The sequence below is a fragment of the Mesorhizobium sp. M1078 genome (genome assembly GCF_040318615.1).
Classification (GTDB): Bacteria; Pseudomonadota; Alphaproteobacteria; order Rhizobiales; family Rhizobiaceae; genus Mesorhizobium.
This window is the reverse complement of sequence record NZ_JAMYMP010000009.1, coordinates 146,299-167,650: the sequence shown is the minus strand read 5'-3', so window position 1 is coordinate 167,650 and position 21,352 is coordinate 146,299. Positions and strand designations below refer to the sequence as shown.

20 protein-coding genes are annotated in these 21,352 nt (G+C 63.9%); 9 read left to right on the top strand and 11 right to left on the bottom strand.

Annotation, left to right across the window (positions count from 1 at the left end; all coding sequences use genetic code 11):
* Positions 1-66: 66 nt before the first annotated feature.
* Positions 67-294, bottom strand: a complete 228-nt coding sequence (locus NKH38_RS15020; protein WP_023729208.1) for a DUF1127 domain-containing protein — start codon at positions 292-294, stop codon at positions 67-69.
* A 252-nt stretch (positions 295-546) separates the two neighbouring features.
* Between NKH38_RS15020 and NKH38_RS15015 the strand changes: the two genes are divergently transcribed.
* The gene (locus tag NKH38_RS15015; protein WP_352762603.1) at positions 547-2,064 is read left to right on the top strand and encodes a winged helix-turn-helix domain-containing tetratricopeptide repeat protein; all 1,518 of its coding nucleotides are present in this window, start codon (positions 547-549) and stop codon (positions 2,062-2,064) included.
* Between the two features lie 533 nt (positions 2,065-2,597).
* Positions 2,598-4,094, top strand: coding sequence for an aldehyde dehydrogenase family protein (locus NKH38_RS15010; protein ID WP_352762605.1), 1,497 nt, complete (start codon positions 2,598-2,600; stop codon positions 4,092-4,094).
* A 24-nt stretch (positions 4,095-4,118) separates the two neighbouring features.
* Here NKH38_RS15010 and doeB read toward each other — a convergent pair whose 3' ends face one another.
* The 10 genes from doeB to ehuR form a co-directional block, all read right to left on the bottom strand.
* Complete coding sequence (doeB, locus tag NKH38_RS15005; protein WP_023682666.1) at positions 4,119-5,123, bottom strand: N(2)-acetyl-L-2,4-diaminobutanoate deacetylase DoeB; 1,005 nt, start codon at positions 5,121-5,123, stop codon at positions 4,119-4,121.
* Positions 5,124-5,128: 5 nt separating this feature from the next.
* On the bottom strand, positions 5,129-6,307 hold the full coding sequence (gene doeA, locus NKH38_RS15000; RefSeq protein WP_023729207.1) for an ectoine hydrolase DoeA: 1,179 nt from the start codon (positions 6,305-6,307) through the stop codon (positions 5,129-5,131).
* A 129-nt stretch (positions 6,308-6,436) separates the two neighbouring features.
* Positions 6,437-7,429: a cyclodeaminase gene (locus NKH38_RS14995; protein ID WP_023729206.1), complete on the bottom strand. Its 993-nt coding sequence runs from the start codon at positions 7,427-7,429 to the stop codon at positions 6,437-6,439.
* 232 nt (positions 7,430-7,661) lie between these two features.
* Positions 7,662-8,648: a hydroxyectoine utilization dehydratase EutB gene (gene eutB / locus NKH38_RS14990; RefSeq protein WP_023729205.1), complete on the bottom strand. Its 987-nt coding sequence runs from the start codon at positions 8,646-8,648 to the stop codon at positions 7,662-7,664.
* 5 nt (positions 8,649-8,653) lie between these two features.
* The gene (gene eutA / locus NKH38_RS14985) at positions 8,654-9,433 is read right to left on the bottom strand and encodes an ectoine utilization protein EutA (RefSeq protein WP_023686971.1); all 780 of its coding nucleotides are present in this window, start codon (positions 9,431-9,433) and stop codon (positions 8,654-8,656) included.
* A gap of 8 nt (positions 9,434-9,441) precedes the next feature.
* Entirely contained in the window at positions 9,442-10,101 is a 660-nt protein-coding gene (ehuD, locus tag NKH38_RS14980) for an ectoine/hydroxyectoine ABC transporter permease subunit EhuD (protein ID WP_023729203.1), read from the bottom strand.
* A gap of 16 nt (positions 10,102-10,117) precedes the next feature.
* Entirely contained in the window at positions 10,118-10,777 is a 660-nt protein-coding gene (gene ehuC / locus NKH38_RS14975; RefSeq protein WP_023667875.1) for an ectoine/hydroxyectoine ABC transporter permease subunit EhuC, read from the bottom strand.
* A 205-nt stretch (positions 10,778-10,982) separates the two neighbouring features.
* The gene (gene ehuB, locus NKH38_RS14970; protein WP_023729202.1) at positions 10,983-11,834 is read right to left on the bottom strand and encodes an ectoine/hydroxyectoine ABC transporter substrate-binding protein EhuB; all 852 of its coding nucleotides are present in this window, start codon (positions 11,832-11,834) and stop codon (positions 10,983-10,985) included.
* A gap of 63 nt (positions 11,835-11,897) precedes the next feature.
* Positions 11,898-12,683 carry an ectoine/hydroxyectoine ABC transporter ATP-binding protein EhuA gene (gene ehuA, locus NKH38_RS14965; RefSeq protein WP_023729201.1) on the bottom strand — a complete coding sequence of 262 codons (786 nt, stop codon included), beginning with the start codon at positions 12,681-12,683 and terminating at the stop codon, positions 11,898-11,900.
* 124 nt (positions 12,684-12,807) lie between these two features.
* The gene (gene ehuR / locus NKH38_RS14960; RefSeq protein ID WP_023729200.1) at positions 12,808-14,193 is read right to left on the bottom strand and encodes a MocR-like ectoine utilization transcription factor EhuR; all 1,386 of its coding nucleotides are present in this window, start codon (positions 14,191-14,193) and stop codon (positions 12,808-12,810) included.
* Between the two features lie 83 nt (positions 14,194-14,276).
* Here ehuR and NKH38_RS14955 point away from each other — a divergent pair, with 83 nt between their 5' ends.
* From NKH38_RS14955 to NKH38_RS14925, 7 genes are all read left to right on the top strand, one after another.
* Positions 14,277-14,768, top strand: coding sequence for an Lrp/AsnC family transcriptional regulator (locus NKH38_RS14955; protein ID WP_352762612.1), 492 nt, complete (start codon positions 14,277-14,279; stop codon positions 14,766-14,768).
* 129 nt (positions 14,769-14,897) lie between these two features.
* Entirely contained in the window at positions 14,898-16,391 is a 1,494-nt protein-coding gene (locus tag NKH38_RS14950) for an NAD-dependent succinate-semialdehyde dehydrogenase (protein ID WP_352762613.1), read from the top strand.
* Between the two features lie 32 nt (positions 16,392-16,423).
* Positions 16,424-17,803, top strand: a complete 1,380-nt coding sequence (locus NKH38_RS14945; RefSeq protein WP_352762615.1) for an aspartate aminotransferase family protein — start codon at positions 16,424-16,426, stop codon at positions 17,801-17,803.
* An 11-nt stretch (positions 17,804-17,814) separates the two neighbouring features.
* Complete coding sequence (locus tag NKH38_RS14940) at positions 17,815-18,909, top strand: alcohol dehydrogenase family protein (protein WP_352762617.1); 1,095 nt, start codon at positions 17,815-17,817, stop codon at positions 18,907-18,909.
* A gap of 362 nt (positions 18,910-19,271) precedes the next feature.
* Positions 19,272-19,943 (top strand): amino acid ABC transporter permease, encoded by a 672-nt coding sequence (locus NKH38_RS14935; protein ID WP_352762619.1) that lies wholly within the window; start codon positions 19,272-19,274, stop codon positions 19,941-19,943.
* The gene (locus NKH38_RS14930) at positions 19,943-20,614 is read left to right on the top strand and encodes an amino acid ABC transporter permease (RefSeq protein WP_023804425.1); all 672 of its coding nucleotides are present in this window, start codon (positions 19,943-19,945) and stop codon (positions 20,612-20,614) included. Before NKH38_RS14935 ends, NKH38_RS14930 begins: the two co-directional genes overlap by 1 nt.
* A gap of 1 nt (position 20,615) precedes the next feature.
* Positions 20,616-21,350, top strand: coding sequence for an amino acid ABC transporter ATP-binding protein (locus tag NKH38_RS14925; RefSeq protein WP_023682682.1), 735 nt, complete (start codon positions 20,616-20,618; stop codon positions 21,348-21,350).
* Positions 21,351-21,352 lie beyond the last annotated feature (2 nt).

Below are 21,352 nucleotides of genomic sequence, written 5' to 3'. Positions count from 1 at the left end.
TGCAAATGCCGGCAAAACGCCGCGGTACGCCCAAACAGGCGGGCGGGTCTTATCCGCGACATCAGCTCACACTTGCCAGAAGCGTTTGACGATTTCGGCCTCGACCTGGCGTCTGGTCAGACCGATATCGTCGATCAGGTGCGGATTGGTCTCCGCCATCTGCTTGAGGTCCCAGCGAAAGCGTATCCGCTCGCGCCAGGCCGCGATCATGCCCCGCGGGCCCGTCGGACGCCGGCCCGATGACACCGCCTTTTCCGGCAAGGCTGCACGAGCAGAAGCAAGGGTATCGTTCATGGCAACCTCCATTCGGTTTGAGGGGCGACAGCCCTCGGCTTGAAAGAGGTTGAATTCTGCCGCATGCGGACGGCGCCGTAATTAAGCGCGGCCAAATAGTTCTCAAAAGTTCCAAAGCAGTTAGAGCACCTCGCCGATTCATCGAAACGACGAGGTGCTCAACTCTTTGTTTTGACGCCATACGTCCGTGAAGCGCTCTGCGCTTTCCCGTGGGAAAACCGCCTTCACACCTTTCCTGGAATTGCTCTATAGATGCGCGTTATGCAGGGATCGCGCTTTGCCTTTGGTCCGTTCGTGCTCGATCCGGGTGCGGGAACGCTCCTTCGGGACCAAGTTCCCGTCGCCGCCGGCCACCGCGGACTGCAGCTGCTGGCGGCGCTCGTCGCCCGGCCCGGCGAGATCGTGGCCAAGGCCGAGTTGATGGATGCGGCATGGCCAGGCACCGCCGTTGAGGAAGGCAACCTCACCGTCCAGATTGCGCAATTGCGCAAGCTGCTGGGTCCGGCCACGAACGGCGGAGAATGGATATCGACCGTTCCGCGCGTCGGCTATCGCTTCGCCGGCGCCATCGAACAGCTCGGCGACGAGAAGCGACAGGCTTTGCCGCTGCCCGCCAAACCGTCGATAGCCGTGCTGCCCTTTGCCAATTTCAGCAACGACCCCGAGCAGGAAGCCTTCGCCGACGGGTTGACCGAAGACCTGATCACCGACCTGTCGAGGATCGGCGGCCTGTTCGTCATCGCGCGCAACTCGACCTTTGCCTACAAGGGCAAGGCGGTGGATGTGCGCGAGGTCGCCAGAGAACTAGGCGTGCGCTATCTCTTGGAGGGCAGCGCCAGACGCGCCGCCGGGCGCGTGCGCATCAACGCCCAGCTGGTCGACGCGCTGAGCGGCGAGCATTTGTGGGCAGACCGCTTCGATCGCGGCCTGGAAGATATCTTTGCCGTTCAGGACGAGGTGACGGCCAAGATCGTCGAGGCGCTGCTTGGCCGGCTGCGCGCGCCGCTGCCGCGCAACCGGCCCCGAAATCTCGAGGCCTACGATCTGTGCGTGCGAGCCCGCAACCTGATCGACGTCTCGCCGGAGACGGCGCGCGAAGCGCATCTGTTGCTGACGCGCGCGCTTGCGCTCGATCCGGACTATGCCGAAGCCTATCGCTGGCTTGCCATGAACCACTGGATGGGATGGGTGCATTGGGGAGAGCCCATTGAGCCTGCCCGCGGCCTTGCCCTGGAACTGGCGCTCAAGGCTGTGGCGATCGATCCCAACGATGCCGGCTGCCACTGGGTGCTTGCTAACCTGCTTGCCTATGAGCGCAGATTCGACGAAGCGGATGTGGGATTTGCCAAGGCGTTCGAGCTCGACCCGAACGAGGCCGATGCCTGGGCGACATTGTCCGACATCGCGGTCCTGGCCGGGCGCGTCGAGGAGGGCCTCGACTATATCAGCAAGGCGTTCCGGCTGAACCCGTTTCCGGCAAGCTGGTACTATCTGACGCTCGGCCAGGCGCAATATGCGGCGCGCGACTATGAAGCCGCCGTCGAGACGACGCGCCGGGACGAGACGTATCGGACAAGCTCGCGCCGTTTCCTTGCGGCAAGCCTTGCGCAACTCGGCCGGATCGACGAGGCGCGCGCCGAGGTCGACTTGTTCCTTGTCGCGAACCCACATTTCACCACCCGTCACTGGGTCGAGACGGAGCCGTTCCGCGACACTGCCACGCTCGACCATTTCGTCGATGGCTTCCGAAAGGCCGGCCTTCCGGAGTGACGGACCGGCGTGCTCGATCGATGCCAGGCACCGTCGGTTGCGGATCAATCCTGCCAATGTTTGCACGTCGCGAGGCCGCTCGACCGATCTTGCTTCCGCGAGCAGTCATCCAACAGCGATTGCAGCGAAGCGGCGCGCGAAACCTCTGTCACGGTGAAGCCGGCTGGAACGGCCACGATCGATCCGGCCACGGGTGAGCGCTGGGTGGCGGCTGGCGACTGCCTGTTGCGCTCTCGTCTGCAATGCCGGCATCACGGTCGCCGTGGGCAATGATCGGCTTGCCTCATTGAGCTTTTAGCGACGCGCTCCGACAACTCGCGATGATTTTTCTAGATGCCATTTGTCGAAGCACAATCTTTTCCGAAAGCCGGTTTCCACTTTTCGGGACCATGCTCTAGCGGCTGTCTGTTTCTTGTTGCTGGCGCGATTCGGAAGTCACCCGCACAACCTGGTTATCTGAGCGCCCTTTAGCTTTCCTTGTTTGAGGTCGGCGGCGGGAGTAATAGTCGCCAAGGAATTGCGAGGAGGAAGAGATGACGCTGAACTTCGACCCGAAGGCGAAGGCCACGGCGTTGTACCATGGCGAATTCCGACCGATGTTCATTGGCGGCAAGTGGGTCGCCGCGCAGTCCGGCCAGGGCATGCAGGCAATCAATCCGGCAACAGGCGAGGTGCTGGCGACAGTGCCGCGCGGCGGGGCTGCCGATATCGACTCGGCGGTGGCCGCCGCGCGCGCGGCCTTCGAAGGCCCATGGTCCAAATTCTCGCCCTACGAGCGGCAGTGCGTGCTGCTCAGGATCGCCGATCTGTTCGAGACGCATTGGGAAGAGCTCAGCGTTTCCGACACGCTCGATATGGGACTGCCGATCACGCGCACGCTCTCCAACCGGCGCCGCGTCATCGGCATGCTGCGCTTCTATGCCGGCATGGCGACGGCGCTGCATGGCGAGGCGATCGACAATTCGATTCCCGGCGAGATCGTCACCTTCACCCGGCGCGAGCCGGTGGGCGTCGTTGGTGCGATCATTCCCTGGAACGCGCCGACCGCCGCCTCGATCTGGAAGATCGCGCCGGCGCTGGCGACAGGCTGCACCATCGTGCTGAAACCGTCCGAGGATGCGTCGCTGACGCCGCTGCTGATCGCGCAACTGATGCAGGAAGCCGGCGTGCCCGACGGCGTCGTCAACGTCGTCACCGGCACCGGGGCCGAAGCCGGTGCGCGGCTCGCCGAACATCCAGACGTCAACAAGATCGTTTTCACCGGATCGACGCTGACCGGCCAGGCCATCGCGCGGGCAGCCGTGGCCAACCTCAAACGCGTTTCACTGGAGCTCGGCGGCAAGTCGCCGATCATCGTCTGCCGCGACGCCGACATCGACAAGGCTGTTCCGATCGCGGCGATGGCGGTGTTCGTGCATTCGGGCCAGATCTGCATTGCCGGCTCGCGGCTGTTCGTGGCGCGCGAAATCCATGACGAGTTCGTCCGCCGGCTCGCCGATTTCGCCGGCAGACTGCGGATCGGCCATGGCATCGAGGCAGAGACGGAAATCGGACCGCTCATCAATGCCAAGCAGGCAGCCAAGGTGGAGGGCTATATTAGGGCCGGCAGCGACGAAGGCGCCGAACTGGTCGCCGGCGGCTCGCGGCTGACCGGCGAGCTCTACGATGGCGGCAACTTCATTGCGCCGACGGTCTTCGGCGCCGTGTCGGACCAGATGACCATCGCGCGCGAGGAGATTTTCGGCCCGGTCATTTCGGCGATGCCCTTCGACTCGCTCGACGAAGCGGTGGCGCGTGCCAATGCGACGCCCTATGGCCTGGCCGCCGGCATCTTCACGACACATCTGGGCACCGCGCACAAGCTTGCGCGCCGCGTCAAGGCCGGCTCGGTCTGGGTCAACATGTACCATGCCATCGACCCGGCGGTGCCGTTCGGCGGCACGAAGATGTCGGGTTATGGCCGCGAGGGCGGCATCGAGCATCTGCACGAGTATCTGGAGACCAAGTCGGTCTGGATCCAGACCGACTGATATTCGCGCGGCGTACTCTGCGAATCACGATGAAACCACAACGGCCAGGACGGCGGCGCAGTCACCGGCTTTGACCAGGCCGGGGAAATGCCGCGCCGCCAGAATGCCGGACATTTTTGCCCGGATTTCCTGCGGAGCGATGCCGGTGCGGCCGGTGGAATGGATGCGCGCCAGCACCGAGCCTTCTTTCACAGGCTCGCCGAGATCGACCATGGTTTCGATCATGCCGTCCTCCTCGGCGAAGGAGAAACAATCGCCTGACGGCATGTCGAGCCACTGAGTTCTGCCCTTCTCGACCGCACCATCAACAATGCCGGCATGGCGCAGCACATTGCTGATGCCGCGCCGCGCGATCCGCACAGTCTGTGCGCGCGAGGTGCCGCCGCCGCCAAGCTCGGTGCTGACGAAGACCTTGCCCATTTCCTCCGCCGCCGTGTCGTACATGCCGACGGAGTCGATCTCGATCATGCGCATCGAGAACGGGGCAGAGAACGCCGCGACCGCATCGAAGGCTTTCTGCTCCAGCACCTTGTCGGGCACCGTGTGGGCGGCACAGAAGGGCACGAAATCCAGTGTCTTGCCACCGGAGTGGAAGTCGAAGACGAGGTCGGCGCGGGGCAGCAATTCGCGCTGGAAATAGTCGGCGATCTTTTCCGTCACCGTGCCGTCGGGACGGCCGGGAAAGCTGCGGTTCATATTGCCCTTGTCGATCGGCGATGTCCGGGTGCCGGCGCGAAAGGCCGGATAGTTCATCGCCGGCACGATGATCACCGTGCCGCTGACCTGTTTGGGATCGAGCGTGCGGGCGAGATCGTAGAGCGCCAGCGGCCCCTCATACTCGTCGCCATGATTGCCGCCGGTGAGCAGGGCAGTCGGCCCCTTGCCGTTGCGGATGACGCAGATCGGGATCATCACCGAGCCCCACGCCGAGTCGTTGCGGCTGTAGGGCAGGCGCAGGAAACCATGTTGCACGCCGTCCTTGTCGAAATCGACGGTCGGGGCGATCGGGGATGGGCGAAGGCTAGGCATCGGGCTCAATTCTTCACCACCAGTTTGCGCGGTACATTGGCGAGGCACTCTACACCGGTTTCGGTGATCAGGATGGATTCGGTGATTTCCAGTCCCATGGTCTCCAGCCAGAGACCGGTCATGAAATGGAAGGTCATGCCAGGCTTGAGTTCGGTGCGGTCGCCGGGGCGCAGGCTCATGGTGCGTTCGCCCCAATCCGGCGGATAGGAGAGACCGATGGAATAGCCGGTGCGGTTGTCCTTGACGATTCCATATTTCTTCAACACGGCGAAAAAGGCGTTGGCGATGTCCTCACAGGCATTGCCGGGCTTTGCCGCCGCCAGCCCCGCCTCCATGCCTTCCAGTGTCGCCTTCTCGGCATCGAGGAATTCCTGTGTCGGCTTGCCGAGAAAGACGGTGCGCGACAGCGGGCAATGGTAGCGGTTGTAGCAGCCGGCGATCTCGAAGAAGGTGCCCTCGCCCGACTTCATCGGCTGGTCGTCCCAGGTGAGATGCGGCGCCGAGGCGTCGGCGCCCGACGGCAGCAGCGGCACGATCGCCGGATAGTCGCCGCCGATGCCATCGACACCGCGCGTGCCGGCATCGTAGATCTCGGCGACCAGATCGCATTTGCGCATGCCTACTTCGATCTTGTCGACGATGCGCTGGTGCATGGCTTCGACGATCCGAGCCGCCTTGCGCATATAGTCGATCTCGGTTGAACTCTTCACGGCGCGCTGCCAGTTGACCAGCGCTGTCGCGTCGACGAAGCGGGCGTTGGGCAGGTGCTTCTGCAACGCGGCGAAGGCGGCAGCCGAGAACCAGTAATTGTCCATCTCGACGCCGATGGTCAGCTTGCCCCAGCCGCGATCACTGAGCACTCTGGCCAAAAAATCCATCGGGTGGCGCTCGGTCGACTGCACGTAGTGGTCGGCATAGCCGACGATGTTGTCATGCGCGAGATAGGCGGTGCGCTTGGCGCCATTGGCATCCTGGCCGCGACCGTACCAGACCGGCTCGCCCGATGGTGGCACGATCACCGCCTGATGCACATAGAACGACCAGCCATCATAGCCGGTCAGCCAGGCCATGTTGGATGGGTCGCTGATAACAAGCAGATCGACGCCTTTCCCCTCCATGGCTTTTCTCGTCTTGGCGAGGCGATCCGCAAATTCGCCACGCGAGAATTTTAGGTTCGGCTGCATTGTTCTTGGTCCTCGTTTGTTGGGCCTGGAGCCTGTTTCAACTTTGTTGGAAACAGGCTCGTCGTTCTTGTTTGAACGTGATCTCTGGGAAAAACCGGGTTCCACTTCCGGATCACGCTTTGGCCAGCATCAGCTTTCAAAAATGGTTCCGGCATTGGCCGCCCGCGCCCGGTTGCGAGCGAGCGTGGCGATCGCCGTATCCTGCACGCCGGTGCCGGTGAGGTCGGCGATGGTGATATCGCTGGGTGAGCGCCTTCCGTGCCGTTCGCCGGCGATGATCTGGCCGAGTTCGGTGACCGCGGCATCGGCTCCCATCACGCCCGATGCGATGGCGTGATGCAGTTCTCCCAGACGCCGTGTCTGCTTGGCGCTGTCGGCGACATAGAGATCGGCCATGCGCAGGATCGCCGGCGCGATCTCGTTCTTGTGTTCGGCATCCGAGCCCATGGCGGTGATGTGCTGCCCGGCAACGACAAAGCCGGCCTTGATCAGCGGCTCGGTCGACGGCGTGGTGGTGACGATGATGTCGGCGCCGATGGTTGCTTTGGCTGCATCCGGCTCGGCGCGCACGAGAATGCCGAGCTTTTCGCGCAGCGCGCCTGCGGCCGTCTGCGCCTTGACCGCATCGCGCGCCCAGATACGTGCCTCGGCGATCGGCCGCACCAACATGAGTGCTTCGAGTTGCAGCCCGGCTTGCACGCCGGCGCCGAAGATTGCGGCGACGGACGAATCCGGCCGCGACAGATGCTTCGCCGCGACGGCGCCGGCAGCAGCGGTGCGGACATCTGTGAGATAGCCATTGTCCAGCAGCAGCGCCTCGACCACACCGGTTCTTGCCGAGAGCAACACCATCATGCCGCCCCCGCTGGGCAGACCGAGCTTCGGATTGTCGAAGAAGCCGGAGCTTATCTTGACGGCGAAACCGTCTATTCCAGGCACATAGGCGGACTTCACATCCACCTCGCCGCGCTGCTCGTGAATGTCCAACCGCAGAATCGGCGGCATCGCCACCGGCAATGTGGCGAGCGCGCGGAAAGCGTTTTCGACGCAGGCGACCGCGTCAAGATCGAGCGTCACGATTGTGCGCAGTTCATTCTCGGTGAGGATCGTCATCCGGCTCATGCGACGCGCTCCGTACTAGCGCGCACCACGAAGGATAGTGTTCCGTCACACCCCCCTCTGGCCTGCCGGCCATCTCCCCCGCAAGGGGGGAGATTGGACTGCACTCCTGCCTTCGCCAATCTCCAGCGCAGCAAGAACAGCGACCGCATCGAAGCTGCCGATCTCCCCCCTTGCGGGGGAGATGTCCGGCAGGGCAGAGGGGGGTGGGCGGGAATTCGGCGTGGGAGAGTTTTCATGCCGCGCGCTCCGCGATTGCGTCACCGCAGACGATCTTGCGATGCGTGTTCATGTCGATATTGCGGCCCGAGAGAAGAACGACCACCGGCCCCGTCGCCCTGACCTTGCCGGCGAGTAGCGCAGCGATGCCGACCGCTCCGGCGCCTTCGACGATCTCGCGCTCCTGTTCATAGGCATGGCGGATGCCGGCGGCGATCTCGTCCTCGCTGAGCAGGATGACGTCGTCGAGCAGATCGCGGCACATGGCGAAGGTCAGCCGGTTGTCGAGACCGATGCCGCCGCCGAGCGAATCCGCCAGTGTCGGCAACTCCTCGATCTCGACCGGCCGGCCGGCGTCGAGGCTGGCCTTCATCGCAGCACCACGTGCCATCGAAACGCCGATGATTTTTGTCCCGGGGCTGACGCCCTTGACAGCGGCGGCGATGCCCGAGGCGAGTCCGCCACCTGAGAGTTGCACCAGGACGAGAGCGGCGTCCGGGACCTGCTCGATCATCTCCAGTCCGAGCGTGCCTTGCCCGGCGATGATGGCCGGGTGGTCGAAGGGCGGCAGCATCACCAGTCCCTCCTGCGCCACCAGCCGTTCGACCTCCTGCTGCGCCTCGTCCTGACTGTTGCCGATGATGCGGACATCCGCGCCAAGCCGACGGATTTCGTCGAGCTTGTTGCCCGGCACCAGTCGCGACATGCAGATCACCGCGCGCATGCCTTCCAGCTTCGCGGCATGGGCCAGCGCACGGCCATGATTGCCGGTCGACGCCGCGACCATGCCGCGCGCCTTCTCCTCGGTGCTCAGCGAAGCAACGGCATTCGAGGCGCCGCGCAGCTTGAAGCTGCCGGTGGTCTGGCGGTGTTCAAGCTTGAGATGGACGGGGACGCCGAGGTGCCCGGATAGACTAGGGGATGGCACGGTTGGCGTGCGCTCGATTTTGCCGGCAATTCGCTCCCGGGCGGCACGGATATCGCTAAGGGTAACTCTCGTCATGATCGTCAATCGCGCGGCAAAGGCAGCGTCATCAGACGGCCAAATTCGGGATGCGACGTCCCGTCGCCACACAACCGCAAACAATTCCAGGCGCTGGCCTGATTGCTGGTGACGACCGGACGGTCGATCGCCTGTTCCATGCCGGGAACCGCGAGCGCTCCGCGCAATGCGGTGCAGGATACGAACAGTGCATCGGCCTGCGCATGCGTCGCCTCACGAGCTAGGTCGACGATCGCTGCCGGCGCAATGCGCGCCATCTCGCGATCGTCCTCGAAGCCGAGGCAGGTGAAGCTGACGATCTCAAAGCCGCGCTCGCCGAAATACGTCGCCATCGGCCTGGAGGTTTCGACGGTGTAAGGGGTGAGGATGCTGATCTTTTTCGCGCCCAGCGCCTGCAGCCCGCGCACGCCGGCCATCGGCGGCGTGACGACGGGAACACCCGGCTTGGCAGACTGGATCGCGGCCTCGATTTCAGCGTCGCCAATCACCACCGAGGCCGAGGTGCAGGAGTAGCAGATCGCGTCGAGCGGCTCATCGGGCAGGATGAGGGCAGCACCCGCCGCCAGCTCGGGCTGCATCTTGCGGAGATTCTCGGGTGTGGTCGGATTCTTGTAGGGAATGCGCGCGACATAGACGCCGACCCGCTCGCTCGCCACCATGCGGCGGAAATCCGGTTCGCTGGTGTGGTCGGTGGCAAGGATGATCAGGCCGACGCGCTTTTCCAGCGGGCGCGCATCGAGCGCCGGCCTTGTCGGCATCAGCCTGATCTCGGGCAGCGGTTTCATCTTGAGAATTACCTTTCGATCTTGCCGTAGCGATGTTCCAGCCAGCGCAGCAGCACGACCGAGAAGAGGCTGATGACGAGGAAGAAAGCGCCGACCAGCGTGATCGGCTCAATGTAGCGGTAGTAGGTGTTGGCGACGCTCTTGGCCTGGTTCATCAGCTCCAGCACGGTGATCGCCGATAGGAGCGGCGTCTCCTTGAACATGGCGATGAAATAGTTGGCCAAAGCCGGGATCATCGGTGGGATCGCTTGCGGAATGATGATGTTGGTCCAGGTCTGCGTGGCGCTCAGATTGCAGGCCTTGGCCGCCTCCCACTGGCCGCGCGGCACGTTGTCGATGCCGGCGCGATAGACTTCCGCCGTGTAGGTGCCGTAGTGCAGGCCGAGCCCGATGACGCCGGCGACCAAGGGCGGCAAAAGGATGCCGAAATCCGGCAGGACATAGAAGATGAAATAAAGTTGCACCAGAAGTGGCGTGCCGCGGATGAATTCGGCCGCCCAGCCGATGCTGCGTGACAGGACCTTGTTGGGCGAGCGTCGCGCCAGCGCGATGCCCAGACCCACAATCGCGGCCAGCACCGAGCCGAGCAGCGTCGCCAGGATGGTGATCTTCACGCCCTGGATCAGCGTTGGCAGGATTTCCCAAACGAAGTTCCAATCCCAATCCATCAGGAAGCTCCGGCCATCAGACGCGCACCCCGTCGAGGCCGCGCGCCATGCGGCGTTCCAGAGAACGCACGCCCCAGGAGATGATCAGCGCCAGGGCGAAATAGATGATCAGGATGGTGGTGAACGGCGCCAGCGTGTTGCCGGTCTGCGAGCGCACGACCTGCGCCTGAAAGGTGAGATCGGCGAGCGAGATCAGCGACACCACGGAGGTCGCCTTGAGCAGTTCGATGGCATTGTTGCCGAAGGTCGGCAGCATGACCAGCAGCGCCTGCGGCAGGATGACGTGGCGCATGCCTTGCCAGCGGCCGAGGTTGAGCGCGATGCAGGCTTCATATTGTTCGCGGCCGACCGACTGGATGGCGCCGCGTACCACCTCGGCCGCATAGGCGCCGACATTGAGGCCCAGCGCCAGCACACCCGCCTGCAGCGGGGTCAGTTCGAGGCCGATCAACGGCAACACGAAATAGGCAAAAAACAGCTGCACGAAGATCGAGGTGCCGCGGAAGAATTCTATATAGGCGGTGGCCAGCCAGCGCAGCGCAAAGAAGCGCGACACGCGGCCCATGCCGGCGAGGAAGGCCATGATCAGGGCGAGCACCGACCCCATCAGCGTCAGCTCGATGGTGACAAGCGCTCCCTGCAATATCAGGCCGAGGTAGCCGGACCACTGGGTCATTCGGGTTCCAACGTTGGCGGTTAGCTTCCTTCTCCCGTTCACGGAGAGAAGATGCCAGTCGACCCTCCGAAGCTGCAGCGCAGCTGCTGCGGAGGACGGGCAGGCAGATGAGGGGCAGCGCTAAATTCTCAGAACCTGGCGCCGCCCCTCATCCGGCCCTTCGGGCCACCTTCTCTCCGTGAACAGGGAGAAGGCAAAAACGGCGCTATTTCGCCGCGCAGAGCTTGTCTCGCGTTGTCGACATCGCGGCTGCGGCCGAGAAGCCGTAGGGCTCGATGATCTTGGCGAACTCGCCGGATTTCTTCAGCTTGGCGAGCTCGACATCGAAGGCATCGCGCAGGGCCTCATCGCCTTTCTTGAAGGCGGCGCCGTCGCAATAGACCGGCGCGCCGACCACCGGGGCGATGACTTCGAGGTTCAGATCGTTGGCTTTCTTGACGAGGTCGTTGATCGACAGGACGGGAAGCGAATAGGCATCGATGCGGCCGTCCTGCAGCATCTTCAGGCCGCTCTGGCCGTCCGGCACGACGATGACGCGCTCGCGCGGCACGCCGGCGTTGAGCGCCAGCTTCTCCTCGGTGCCGCCGCCCGGCGCGCCGATGGTGGCCGACATGTCCTTGGCGACATCCTCGTAGCTCTTGAAGCCCTTCGGATTGCCCTTCTTGACCAGCATCGCCTCGGCGTCGCACAGCACAGGTTCCGAATAGACCACCGCCGCGCAGCGCTCTGGCTTCATGAACAGGCCGGCGGTGACGACGTCGAAGCGGCCGGCCTGCAGGCCGGGGATCATCGCGCCATATTCAGAGATCGAAGCGACGATGTCGCCAACGCCAAGACGCTTGAAGACCTCGCGGGCCACGTCCGGCGCCGCGCCTGAAACCTTGCCGTCGGCGGCGACCGCAGTGTAGGGCGGCTCGTTGGCGATGGCGACGCGGGCAAAGCCCTGCGCCTTCAATTGCTCGAGCTTGCTGTCATCGGCCGAACCGGTGCTCGACGCGGCGAGCACCGCCGTCAGTGCGAGACCGGCGACGCCGGCCAGAATGCCAAGTTTCTTCATTGTTCCCAACTCCTTGTTGTCTTCTTGGTTTTGTCTGGGGCGGTCTTCCGCCCCGCAAAGCGGTCAGACACGATGTCCGGCCGCGATGATCTTCTTCAGGAAGCCTTGCGTGCGCTCCTGCTTGGGATGGCGGAAAATCTCGTCGGGTTTGCCCTCTTCGACGATCTTGCCGCGGTCGAAAAACAGCACGCGGTCGGCGAAGTCATGGGCAAAGCCCATCTCGTGGGTGACCAGCAGCATGGTCATGTCGGTCTCGGCCGCGAGCTTGCGCATGACGTTCATCACCTCCTCGACCAGCTCCGGATCGAGGGCCGACGTCACCTCGTCGAACAGCATGATCTTCGGCGACAATGCCAGCGCACGGGCAATCGCCACGCGCTGCTTCTGGCCGCCGGACAGCTGCGCCGGCATCGACTTCGCCTTGTCGGCCATGCCGACCATGTCGAGCAGCTCCATCGCCCGCTTCTCGGCAGCGGCTCGCGGCGTGCCTTTGGTCAGCATCGGCGCCAGCGTGACATTGTCCATGACGCATTTGTGCGGAAACAGATTGAACAGCTGGAAGACCATCCCGATCTTCTGCCGCATCTTGGTCAGGTGCCGCTCGTCGGCGGGCAGCAGCTGGCCATTGCGCTCCATGTGGTAGAGCTGCTCGCCATCGATCTGGATATGGCCGCCGTCGATCTTCTCCAGCGTCATCAGGATGCGCAGGATCGTCGTCTTGCCCGAGCCGGACGGGCCGATCAGCGCCAGCTTCTCGCCGGGCATGACCTGCATCGACAGGCCGTCCAGCACCTTGAACGAGCCGAAGCTCTTCGAAATGGCGTCGACCTTGATGATGGGTGCGGACAAATGAATTTCCCCTACTGGAGAAGCCTGTGCCCTTAACGATGCGGAACGCGCCAAATCATGTCAATTGGGAAAATAAAATCATGACAATATTTCCGGCGCTGAGTGATTCCAGAGCAATTCCCGCTTAGATTGCGAGCAACAGATGCTCCGGATCGCCAAGCAGCAGCTTGGTGACAACGCCTAAGCCGGCGCGCAGTTCCCCCTCGGTGGTCGAGCCTAGCGAGATGCGCACCGCCGGATGCCAGGGCGCATCCGAGATGCGGAAGGAGGTGCCGGGCGCGATCGCCACGCCTTGCAGGCGGGCCTGGGCGACGAAGCTTTCCTCGGCACGGTCCGCGGGCAGTTGCAACCAGACATGCAGCCCGTCGCGCCTGGCGCGATAACCAACCCCGCCCAGCACCTCGGCTGCGATGTCCTGGCGGCGGCGCAATGCCGCGCGCTGCCAGCGAACGAGTTCCATCGCCGTGCCGTCGGTCACCCATTTGGTGGCGATCTCGGCCACCAGCGGCGTCGCCATCCAGTTCGACACCAGATGCCGGTTGGCAACGGCGGCGACATAGCGGTCGGGCGCCGCGAGATAGCCGATGCGCAGGCCAGGTACGGTGATCTTGGTGAAGGAAGTGACGTAGAGCGTGCGCTCCGGCGCAAAGGCGGCGACCGGCGGCGGCCGGTCCTCGACCAGCGGACCCAGCACATCGTTCTCGATGATGGCGATGTCGTGCTTGCGCGCGACCGCGGCGATCTCTTCGCGCCGCCGAGCGTCCATCAGCGTCGCCGTCGGGTTGATCACCGACGGTTGCACGAATACCGCGCGAATGTCGGTGAGCCGGCAGACCTCGTCCAACGCCTCCGGGATCAGGCCATTGCCGTCGATCGGCAGGCCTTCCAGGTTGAAGCCGAGATAGCGCGCCAGCGGCACCAGCGTGTGGTGGCCGATAGCCTCGGTGGCGACAGTCGATCCCGGCGGCGCAACGCTCATCAGCGCCACGGTCATCCCGGCGGTCGCGCCATTGGTCAGGCTGATATTCTGTGCGGAGGTGTCGAGCCCACACAGTTTCAGCCATTCGACAGCCACCGCGCGGTGACGCGGGAACACCATGTTGGGCCGGAACGACAACGCCGAACTGGATGGCAGGTTTTCGGCCAGCCAGCCCAGCGCCTGCTTCAGCCGCTCCAAATGCATCGGCTCGCAGACCGGCTTCAGGATTGACAGATCGATGACCTCGCCGAGGCGCTCCGGCAGATAGGGCGGTTCCGGCTCGCGGCGCTGCGTCTGGACAAAGCTGCCGCGGCCGATCTCGCCCGAGATGAGGCCGCGCCGGATCAGTTCCTCATAGGCGCGGCTGACGGTCTGCACCGACAGTTTCAGATCGTCGGCCAGCCGGCGATGCGTCGGCAGCCGCGCGCCATTGGCCAGCCGCCCGTCATGAATGGCGCGCGCGAACTGGTCGGCCAGCGATTGATAGGCTGGCCGGCGGAGGAGCGCGGGGTCGGGTTGCCATAATGTCATGACTTATTAGAGATCGAAATCAGTGCAATTGACAATCGAAATAATGCGCCGTCATGGTGATGCCGACAAAAAAGCGGACGCCGATGACATCAGCGAAACTCGACGCGATCGACCTCAGGATACTCGACGTCATCCAGCGCGACGGGCGCATCACCAAGCTGGCGCTGGCCGAACAGGTCGGGCTGTCGCCGACGCCGTGCTGGATGCGGTTGCGCAAGCTGGAGAAGGCCGGCATCGTCTCGGGCTATCACGCAAGGATCGCCATGCGCGTCGTGGCGCCGGTCGCAACGGTGCTGATGGAGGTGACGCTGGCCAGCCATCGCCAGGCCGATTTCGACCGCTTCGAACGCGTCGTCCGCGACATCCCCGAGATCGTCGCCTGCTGGTCGGTTGGCGGCGGCGTCGACTATGTGGTGAAGGTGATGGCGCGCGACATCGACGCCTATCAGCGGCTGGTCGACGGCTTGCTGGAGCGCGAGATCGGCATCGACCGCTACTTCACCTACATCGTCACCAAGACGGTGAAGGACGAAATCGTGCTACCGATAGCCGACCTGTTGCCGGCGTCGGCATAAGCCCGGAGAGAATGTCTGTCGGGACGGCACAATAGAGAGACTCTCTCTCCTTCAGGGCGTCGAAACAGTCTCTCTGTCTGCATGTGACCGATAGTCTTCCCGCATCGTCCGAACCGGGAGGCCTCGACCATGTCCGCGCATTTTGCCCGCTCGCATCGCCATGAGGCGCTCGACCGCCTCTCCGACCGCCGGCTGCTGCGCGAGCTTGCCTATGTCGATGGGCATTGGACCGCGAGCGAAGCGGCCGAAAGCTTTGAAGTCACCGATCCGGCCACAGGCGCGACGGTCGCGTTTGTCGCCGCGCTCGATGCGCAGCAAACGACAAGGGCAATCGGTGCCGCCGCGCGTGCCTTCCCGACTTGGCGGTCACTGCTGCCGCAGGAGCGGTCCAGAATTCTGCGAAAATGGTTCGAGCTGATTATAGGTGCGAAAGACGATCTCGCTCTGCTGATGACTTTGGAACAGGGCAAGCCGCTGCAGGAATCGCTCGGCGAAATCGACTATGCCGCCTCTTTCGTCGAATGGTATGCCGAAGAGGCAAAGCGCCTCAACGCCGAGAGCGTCACCAGCCATCTGCCGAATGCCGAGATGATGGTGCGGCGCGAGCCGCTCGGTGTCGTCGGCGTCGTCACGCCCTGGAATTTTCCGGCGGCCATGCTGACCCGCAAGGCGGCGGCCGCCCTTGCCGCCGGCTGCACCATCGTCGCGCATCCTTCATCCGAGACGCCGCTGTCGGCGCTGGCACTGGCCGAACTCGGCGAGCGCGCCGGCATCCCCGCCGGTGTCTTCAACGTCATCACCGGAAAGGCTGCAATCATCGTCGGCCGCATGTGCGAAGACCCGCGCGTTCGCGCCATAAGCTTCACCGGCTCGACCGAGATCGGCCGGCTGATCGCGGCGCAAAGCGCGCCGACGATGAAGCGGCTGGTGATGGAGCTTGGGGGCCACGCGCCGCTGATCGTCTTTGCCGATACCGATCTGGACAAGGCGGTGAGCATCGCCATCGATGCCAAATTCGCCACCTCCGGCCAGGACTGCCTTGCCGCCAACCGCATCTACGTCCAGCGCCCGATCTACGATCGCTTCTGCGCCGCCTTCGCCAGGCCTATCGAGGCGCTGCGGACCGGCAATGGGCTTGGCGACAAGATCGATATCGGACCGTTGATGCATGAGCGCGCCGTGACGAAGGTCGAGGAACAGGTCGCCGATGCCGTCGCCCATGGCGCGCGCTGCCTCACCGGCGGCAAGCGGCATCAGGCCGGGCCGCTGTTCTACCAGCCGACGCTGCTGGCCGACGTGCCCGACGAAGCGCTGATCATGCGCGAGGAGACCTTTGGGCCGGTCGCCGCCGTCACGCCGTTCGACAGTGAGGACGAAGTGATCGCCCGTGCCAACGCCACAGAATATGGCCTGGTCGCCTATGTCGTTACCGAGAACGGCGCCCGCCAGCAGCGCCTGGGCCGCGCGCTCGACTACGGCATGGTCGCTATCAATCGCGTCAAGATCACCGGCGCGCCGATCCCATTCGGCGGCGTCAAGCAATCCGGCATCGGTCGCGAAGGCTCGCGCCATGGGCTCGAAGCTTTCGCCGATCTGAAGTACCTCTGCCTGGACGTCGCATAAGTCCGTCCGGCCATCCCTCAAGGAGTCAAAAAATGCTCGACCAGTCCAACGAACTCAACGCCTGGGATCGCGACCACTTCTTCCATCCCTCGACCCATATGGGCACGCATGCGCGCGGTGAATCGCCCACCCGCATCATGGCCGGCGGCGAAGGCGTCACCGTGTGGGATAACAATGGCAAGAAGAGCATCGATGCCTTTGCCGGTCTCTATTGCGTCAATGTCGGCTATGGCCGCCAAAAGATCGCGGATGCCATCGCCACCCAGGCGAAGAACCTCGCCTACTATCATGCCTATGTCGGCCACGGCACCGAGGCCTCGATCACGCTGGCCAAGATGATCATCGACCGCGCGCCGAAGGGCATGAGCAGGGTCTATTTCGGGCTCTCCGGTTCGGACGCCAACGAAACCAACGTCAAGCTGATCTGGTACTACAACAACGTGCTTGGGCGGCCGGAGAAGAAGAAGATCATCTCGCGCTGGCGCGGCTATCACGGTTCGGGCGTGATGACGGGATCACTGACCGGGCTCGACCTGTTCCACAACGCCTTCGACCTGCCGCGCGCGCCGGTCCTGCACACCGAAGCGCCCTACTATTTCCGCCGCGCCGACCGCTCGATGAGCGAGGAGCAGTTCTCGCAGCATTGCGCCGACAAGCTCGAAGAAATGATCCTGGCCGAGGGTCCCGACAGGGTCGCCGCCTTCATCGGCGAGCCGATCCTCGGCACCGGCGGCATCGTGCCGCCGCCGGCCGGCTACTGGGAGAAGATCCAGGCGGTGCTGAAGAAGTATGACGTGCTGCTGGTCGCCGACGAGGTGGTGACGGGCTTCGGCCGTCTCGGCACCATGTTCGGCTCCGACCATTACGGCATCAAGCCAGACCTCATCACCATCGCCAAGGGGCTGACCTCGGCCTACGCGCCGCTATCGGGCGTCATCGTTGCCGACAAGATGTGGCAGGTGCTGGTGCAGGGCTCCGACAAGCTCGGTTCGCTCGGCCATGGCTGGACCTATGCCGCGCATCCGATCTGCGTCGCCGCAGGTGTCGCAAATCTCGAACTGATCGACGAACTGGACCTGGTGACGAACGCCGGTGAGACCGGCGCTTATTTCCGCGCCGAACTGACCAAGGCTGTCGGCGGGCACAGACACGTCGGCGACGTGCGCGGCGATGGCATGCTGGCGGCGGTCGAATTTGTCGCCGACAAGGACGACCGGGTGTTCTTCGACGCCTCGCTCAAGATCGGGCCGCATGTGGCGACAGCACTTGCCGCCAGCGGCGTCATCGGCCGCGCCATGCCGCAGGGCGACATACTAGGCTTCGCGCCGCCGCTCTGCCTGACGCGTGAGGAAGCCGACATCGTCGTTTCGAAAACCGCCGATGCCGTCAACAGCGTGTTTTCCAATCTCTGAGATCGACCCCCATGACCAAGACCCTCCCCGCCACCATGGCCGCCGTGCTGCTCACCGGGCATGGCGGACCGGAAAAGCTCGTCTATCGCAGCGATGTGAAAGTGCCTGTGCCTGCCGCCGGCGAGGTGCTGGTTAAGGTCAGCGCTTGCGGTATGAACAACACCGATGTCTGGGTACGCCAGGGCGCCTATGGCACGGAGGAGGACGCTGCCGCCGTGTCGACGTGGCGGCGGCAAGGCAACACGCTTACCTTCCCGCGCATCCAGGGCACCGACACGGTCGGCACCATCGCTGCCGTCGGCGAAGGCGTTTCCCCGGGCCGTATCGGCGAACGGGTAATGGTCGATTTTTCGATCTACAACCGCGACGACGATTCCCTCGCCGACATCGACTATATGGGCCACGGTCGCGACGGCGGGTACGCCGAGTACCAGACGGTGCCGGGCGAGAATGCGCATGTCGTCGATACTGACATGAGCGACGTCGAACTCGCCACCTTCTGCTGCGCCTACCTCACCGGCGAGCAGATGTTGGAGCGCGCCGGGCTGCAAGCCGGCGAACGCGTGCTGGTCACCGGCGCCTCGGGCGGCGTCGGTTCCGGCATCGTGCAGCTGGCGCGGGCGCGCGGCGCCGTTCCCTACGCTGTCGTCGGCAAGGGCAAGGAGCAGGCGGTGCGCGACATCGGCGCCGAAGCGGTTATTACCCGTGGGGTTGCCGATCTTCCCGCCGCCGTGAATGAAGCCACTGGCGGCCAGCCGATCGATGTGGTCGCCGATCTCGTCGGCGGCGCGATCTTCAACGACCTGCTGCGCATCCTGCGACCTGAAGGCCGTTACACCACCGCCGGCGCGATTGCCGGTCCGGTTGTGCAGCTCGATCTCCGGACCATGTATCTGAAGCAGCTGCAACTGCACGGATCGAGCCAGGGCACGCGCGCCGACTTCCGCCGCATCGTTGGATACATCGAAGCGAAGAAAATCCGGCCGCTGGTCGGCGGTGTCTACAAACTGTCCGATTTCCACAAGGCGCAGGCCGACTTCATCGCCAAGGATTTCGTCGGCAAGCTGGTGGTTGTGCCGGACGCCATGTGGAACATCCGCGCATAACGGCTCCCAACGCTCCTACGTCAGAGCGCGTCGTAAACGGCATCAATCAATACCTTGCGGCGTGGATCGACGTCGTCGAAACCCAGCATGCGGTTGGTGACGTAGCCGAATCCGACGCCGGCGCCGGGATCGGCAAACCGAGGGCGCCGCCCCAGCCGCCATCGCAGCGACGCGCGGCTGGCATAGGCGGCGTCCTCGAGCTGAAAGCCGGCGGCGAATTGCCGGCGCTTGAGACATAGCGCGCATGAGGCGAACCGGAATCATCGCAACGAATGCAAGCCACAGGCCGGCAACCAGACCCTGCATCTTGACAGACGAGGCAAAAGCCAAAAGAGTGAAACCGGTTTCACTGGGGACCGCCGGTGCATTTCGATCTGTCCACTCTGCTCCCGCATCTGGGTTTTCTGGCGCGCGGCGCCGAACTCACGGCCGCGGCTTGCGCGCTGTCGCTGGTAGGAAGCGTCGTCATGGGCGCGTTAGTGGCGATCGCACGCACCTCCGCCTCGGCACTGCTTCGACGGATCGCCTTCGTCTATGTCGATCTGTTCCGCAATGTGCCGTTCATCGTCCAGCTGTTCTTCTTCTATTACGGCCTGCCCGAGCTCGGCATTTACATCGATGCCTTCACCACCGGCGTCGTGGCGCTTTCGATTGCCGGCGGCGCCTATGCCTCCGACATCATTCGCGCCGGCATCCTCGCCATCGACCAGGGCATCATCGACGCCGCTGAAGTGAGCGGCCTGTCCAGGCGCAAGATCTTCACCCGCATCGTGCTGCCGATTGCGCTGCGCACCTCCGTGCGACCGCTCGGATCCGTGCTCATCAACATGATCCTTACGTCCTCGATCCTCTCGACCATCACTCTCAACGAGCTCACCGGCTCAGCCCAGATCGTGGTCTCGCAGACCTATCGGCCCTTCGAGGTCTATATGGTGCTGCTCTGTGCCTATGCGGCCCTGACCTATCTGGTCTCGCTGGGCGTCACCCTGCTCCACCGCCATCTCAATCGGGACATGATGGAGGCGGTCGACTGATGCGGTTCAGCGACTTCACCTCCTACGACCTGATCCTGCTGGCGCAAGGTCTCGGCACCAACATCGCGCTGTTTCTCGTCACCTCTCTGATCGGACTGCTGATTGGCCTGAGCTGGGCGTTGGTGCGGTTCTACCGTGTGCCGGTTCTGGCCCAGGTCGTCACCTTCCTGTCGGAGCTGTTGAAGAACTCGCCGGTGTTGGTGCAGCTGTTCCTGGCGTTCTTCGGCCTGCCGGCGCTGTTGCATATAAGGGTGACGCCGGTCACCGCAGCGACCATCACTCTGTCGGCGAACACCGCGGCATTCGTCTATGTCATCGCGGTCTCGGCGATCGAGTCGATCGAACGCGAGCAGGTCGAGGCCGCGCGTGTCTTCGGCCTGACCCGGTGGCAGGTCCTGCGCCATATCGTTTCGCCCCAGGCTGCCGCCTTCGCGGTCGGCCCGCTCGTCGCGCTGCTGGTCAACCAGCTTCAGGTGACGTCGCTGATTTCTGTCATCGGCGTCGTCGACCTGACCAAGATTGGCCACATCCTCAACATGCGAACCTTGAAGCCGTTCGTGGTCTGGACCGTCGTCGGGCTGCTCTACTATGGCGCGGCAAAGCTGGTCGCCCTGCTTGGCGAGCGTCTTGAAAACCGCCTGCGGGCGCACAGCGCCTGGCGGGGGCTTTAACATGCTCAAGATCGAAAACGTGCACAAAGCGTTCGGCGAGGTCACTGTGCTGGACGGCGTCGACCTGACGATCGCGCCCGGCGAAGTGGTCTCGATCCTCGGGTCGTCAGGGTCCGGCAAGTCGACATTGATCCGTTGCATCAACGGCCTCGAAAAGCTGAAGTCGGGGCGCATCACGGTCGACGATTTCGATGTCAGCAAGCCGAAGGAGCTGGCCGAGGCGCGCAAGCGCTCAGGCACCGTCTTCCAGCTGTTCAACCTCTATCCGCATATGAGCGCGCTTCAGAACATTACGCTCGCCCCGATCGAGGTGCTGAAGATGCCGCGCCCTGAGGCCGAGGCGCTGGCGCGCAAGCTGCTCGAGTCCGTCGGCCTTGCCGATCGGGCCAACGCCTACCCGGCGCAGTTGTCGGGCGGGCAGCGCCAGCGTGTCGGCATCTGCCGGGCGCTCGCCATGCAGCCGCGCTATCTGCTGCTCGATGAAGTGACCAGTGCGCTCGACCCGGAAATGACGGCCGAGGTGCTGGCCATCCTGGCTAATCTCGCCGCGCAAGGCACGACCATGCTGTTCGTCACCCACGAGATCGAATTCGCGCGCGAGATTTCCAACCGCATCGTCTTCCTCGACAAGGGCAGGCTGGTGGTCGATCTGCCGACGGATCGTTTCTTCGCCGCGGACGGCGGCCGGGCGCAGCCGCGGGTTGCGCAGTTTCTCTCCAGGATGCGCAAGGACTAGGA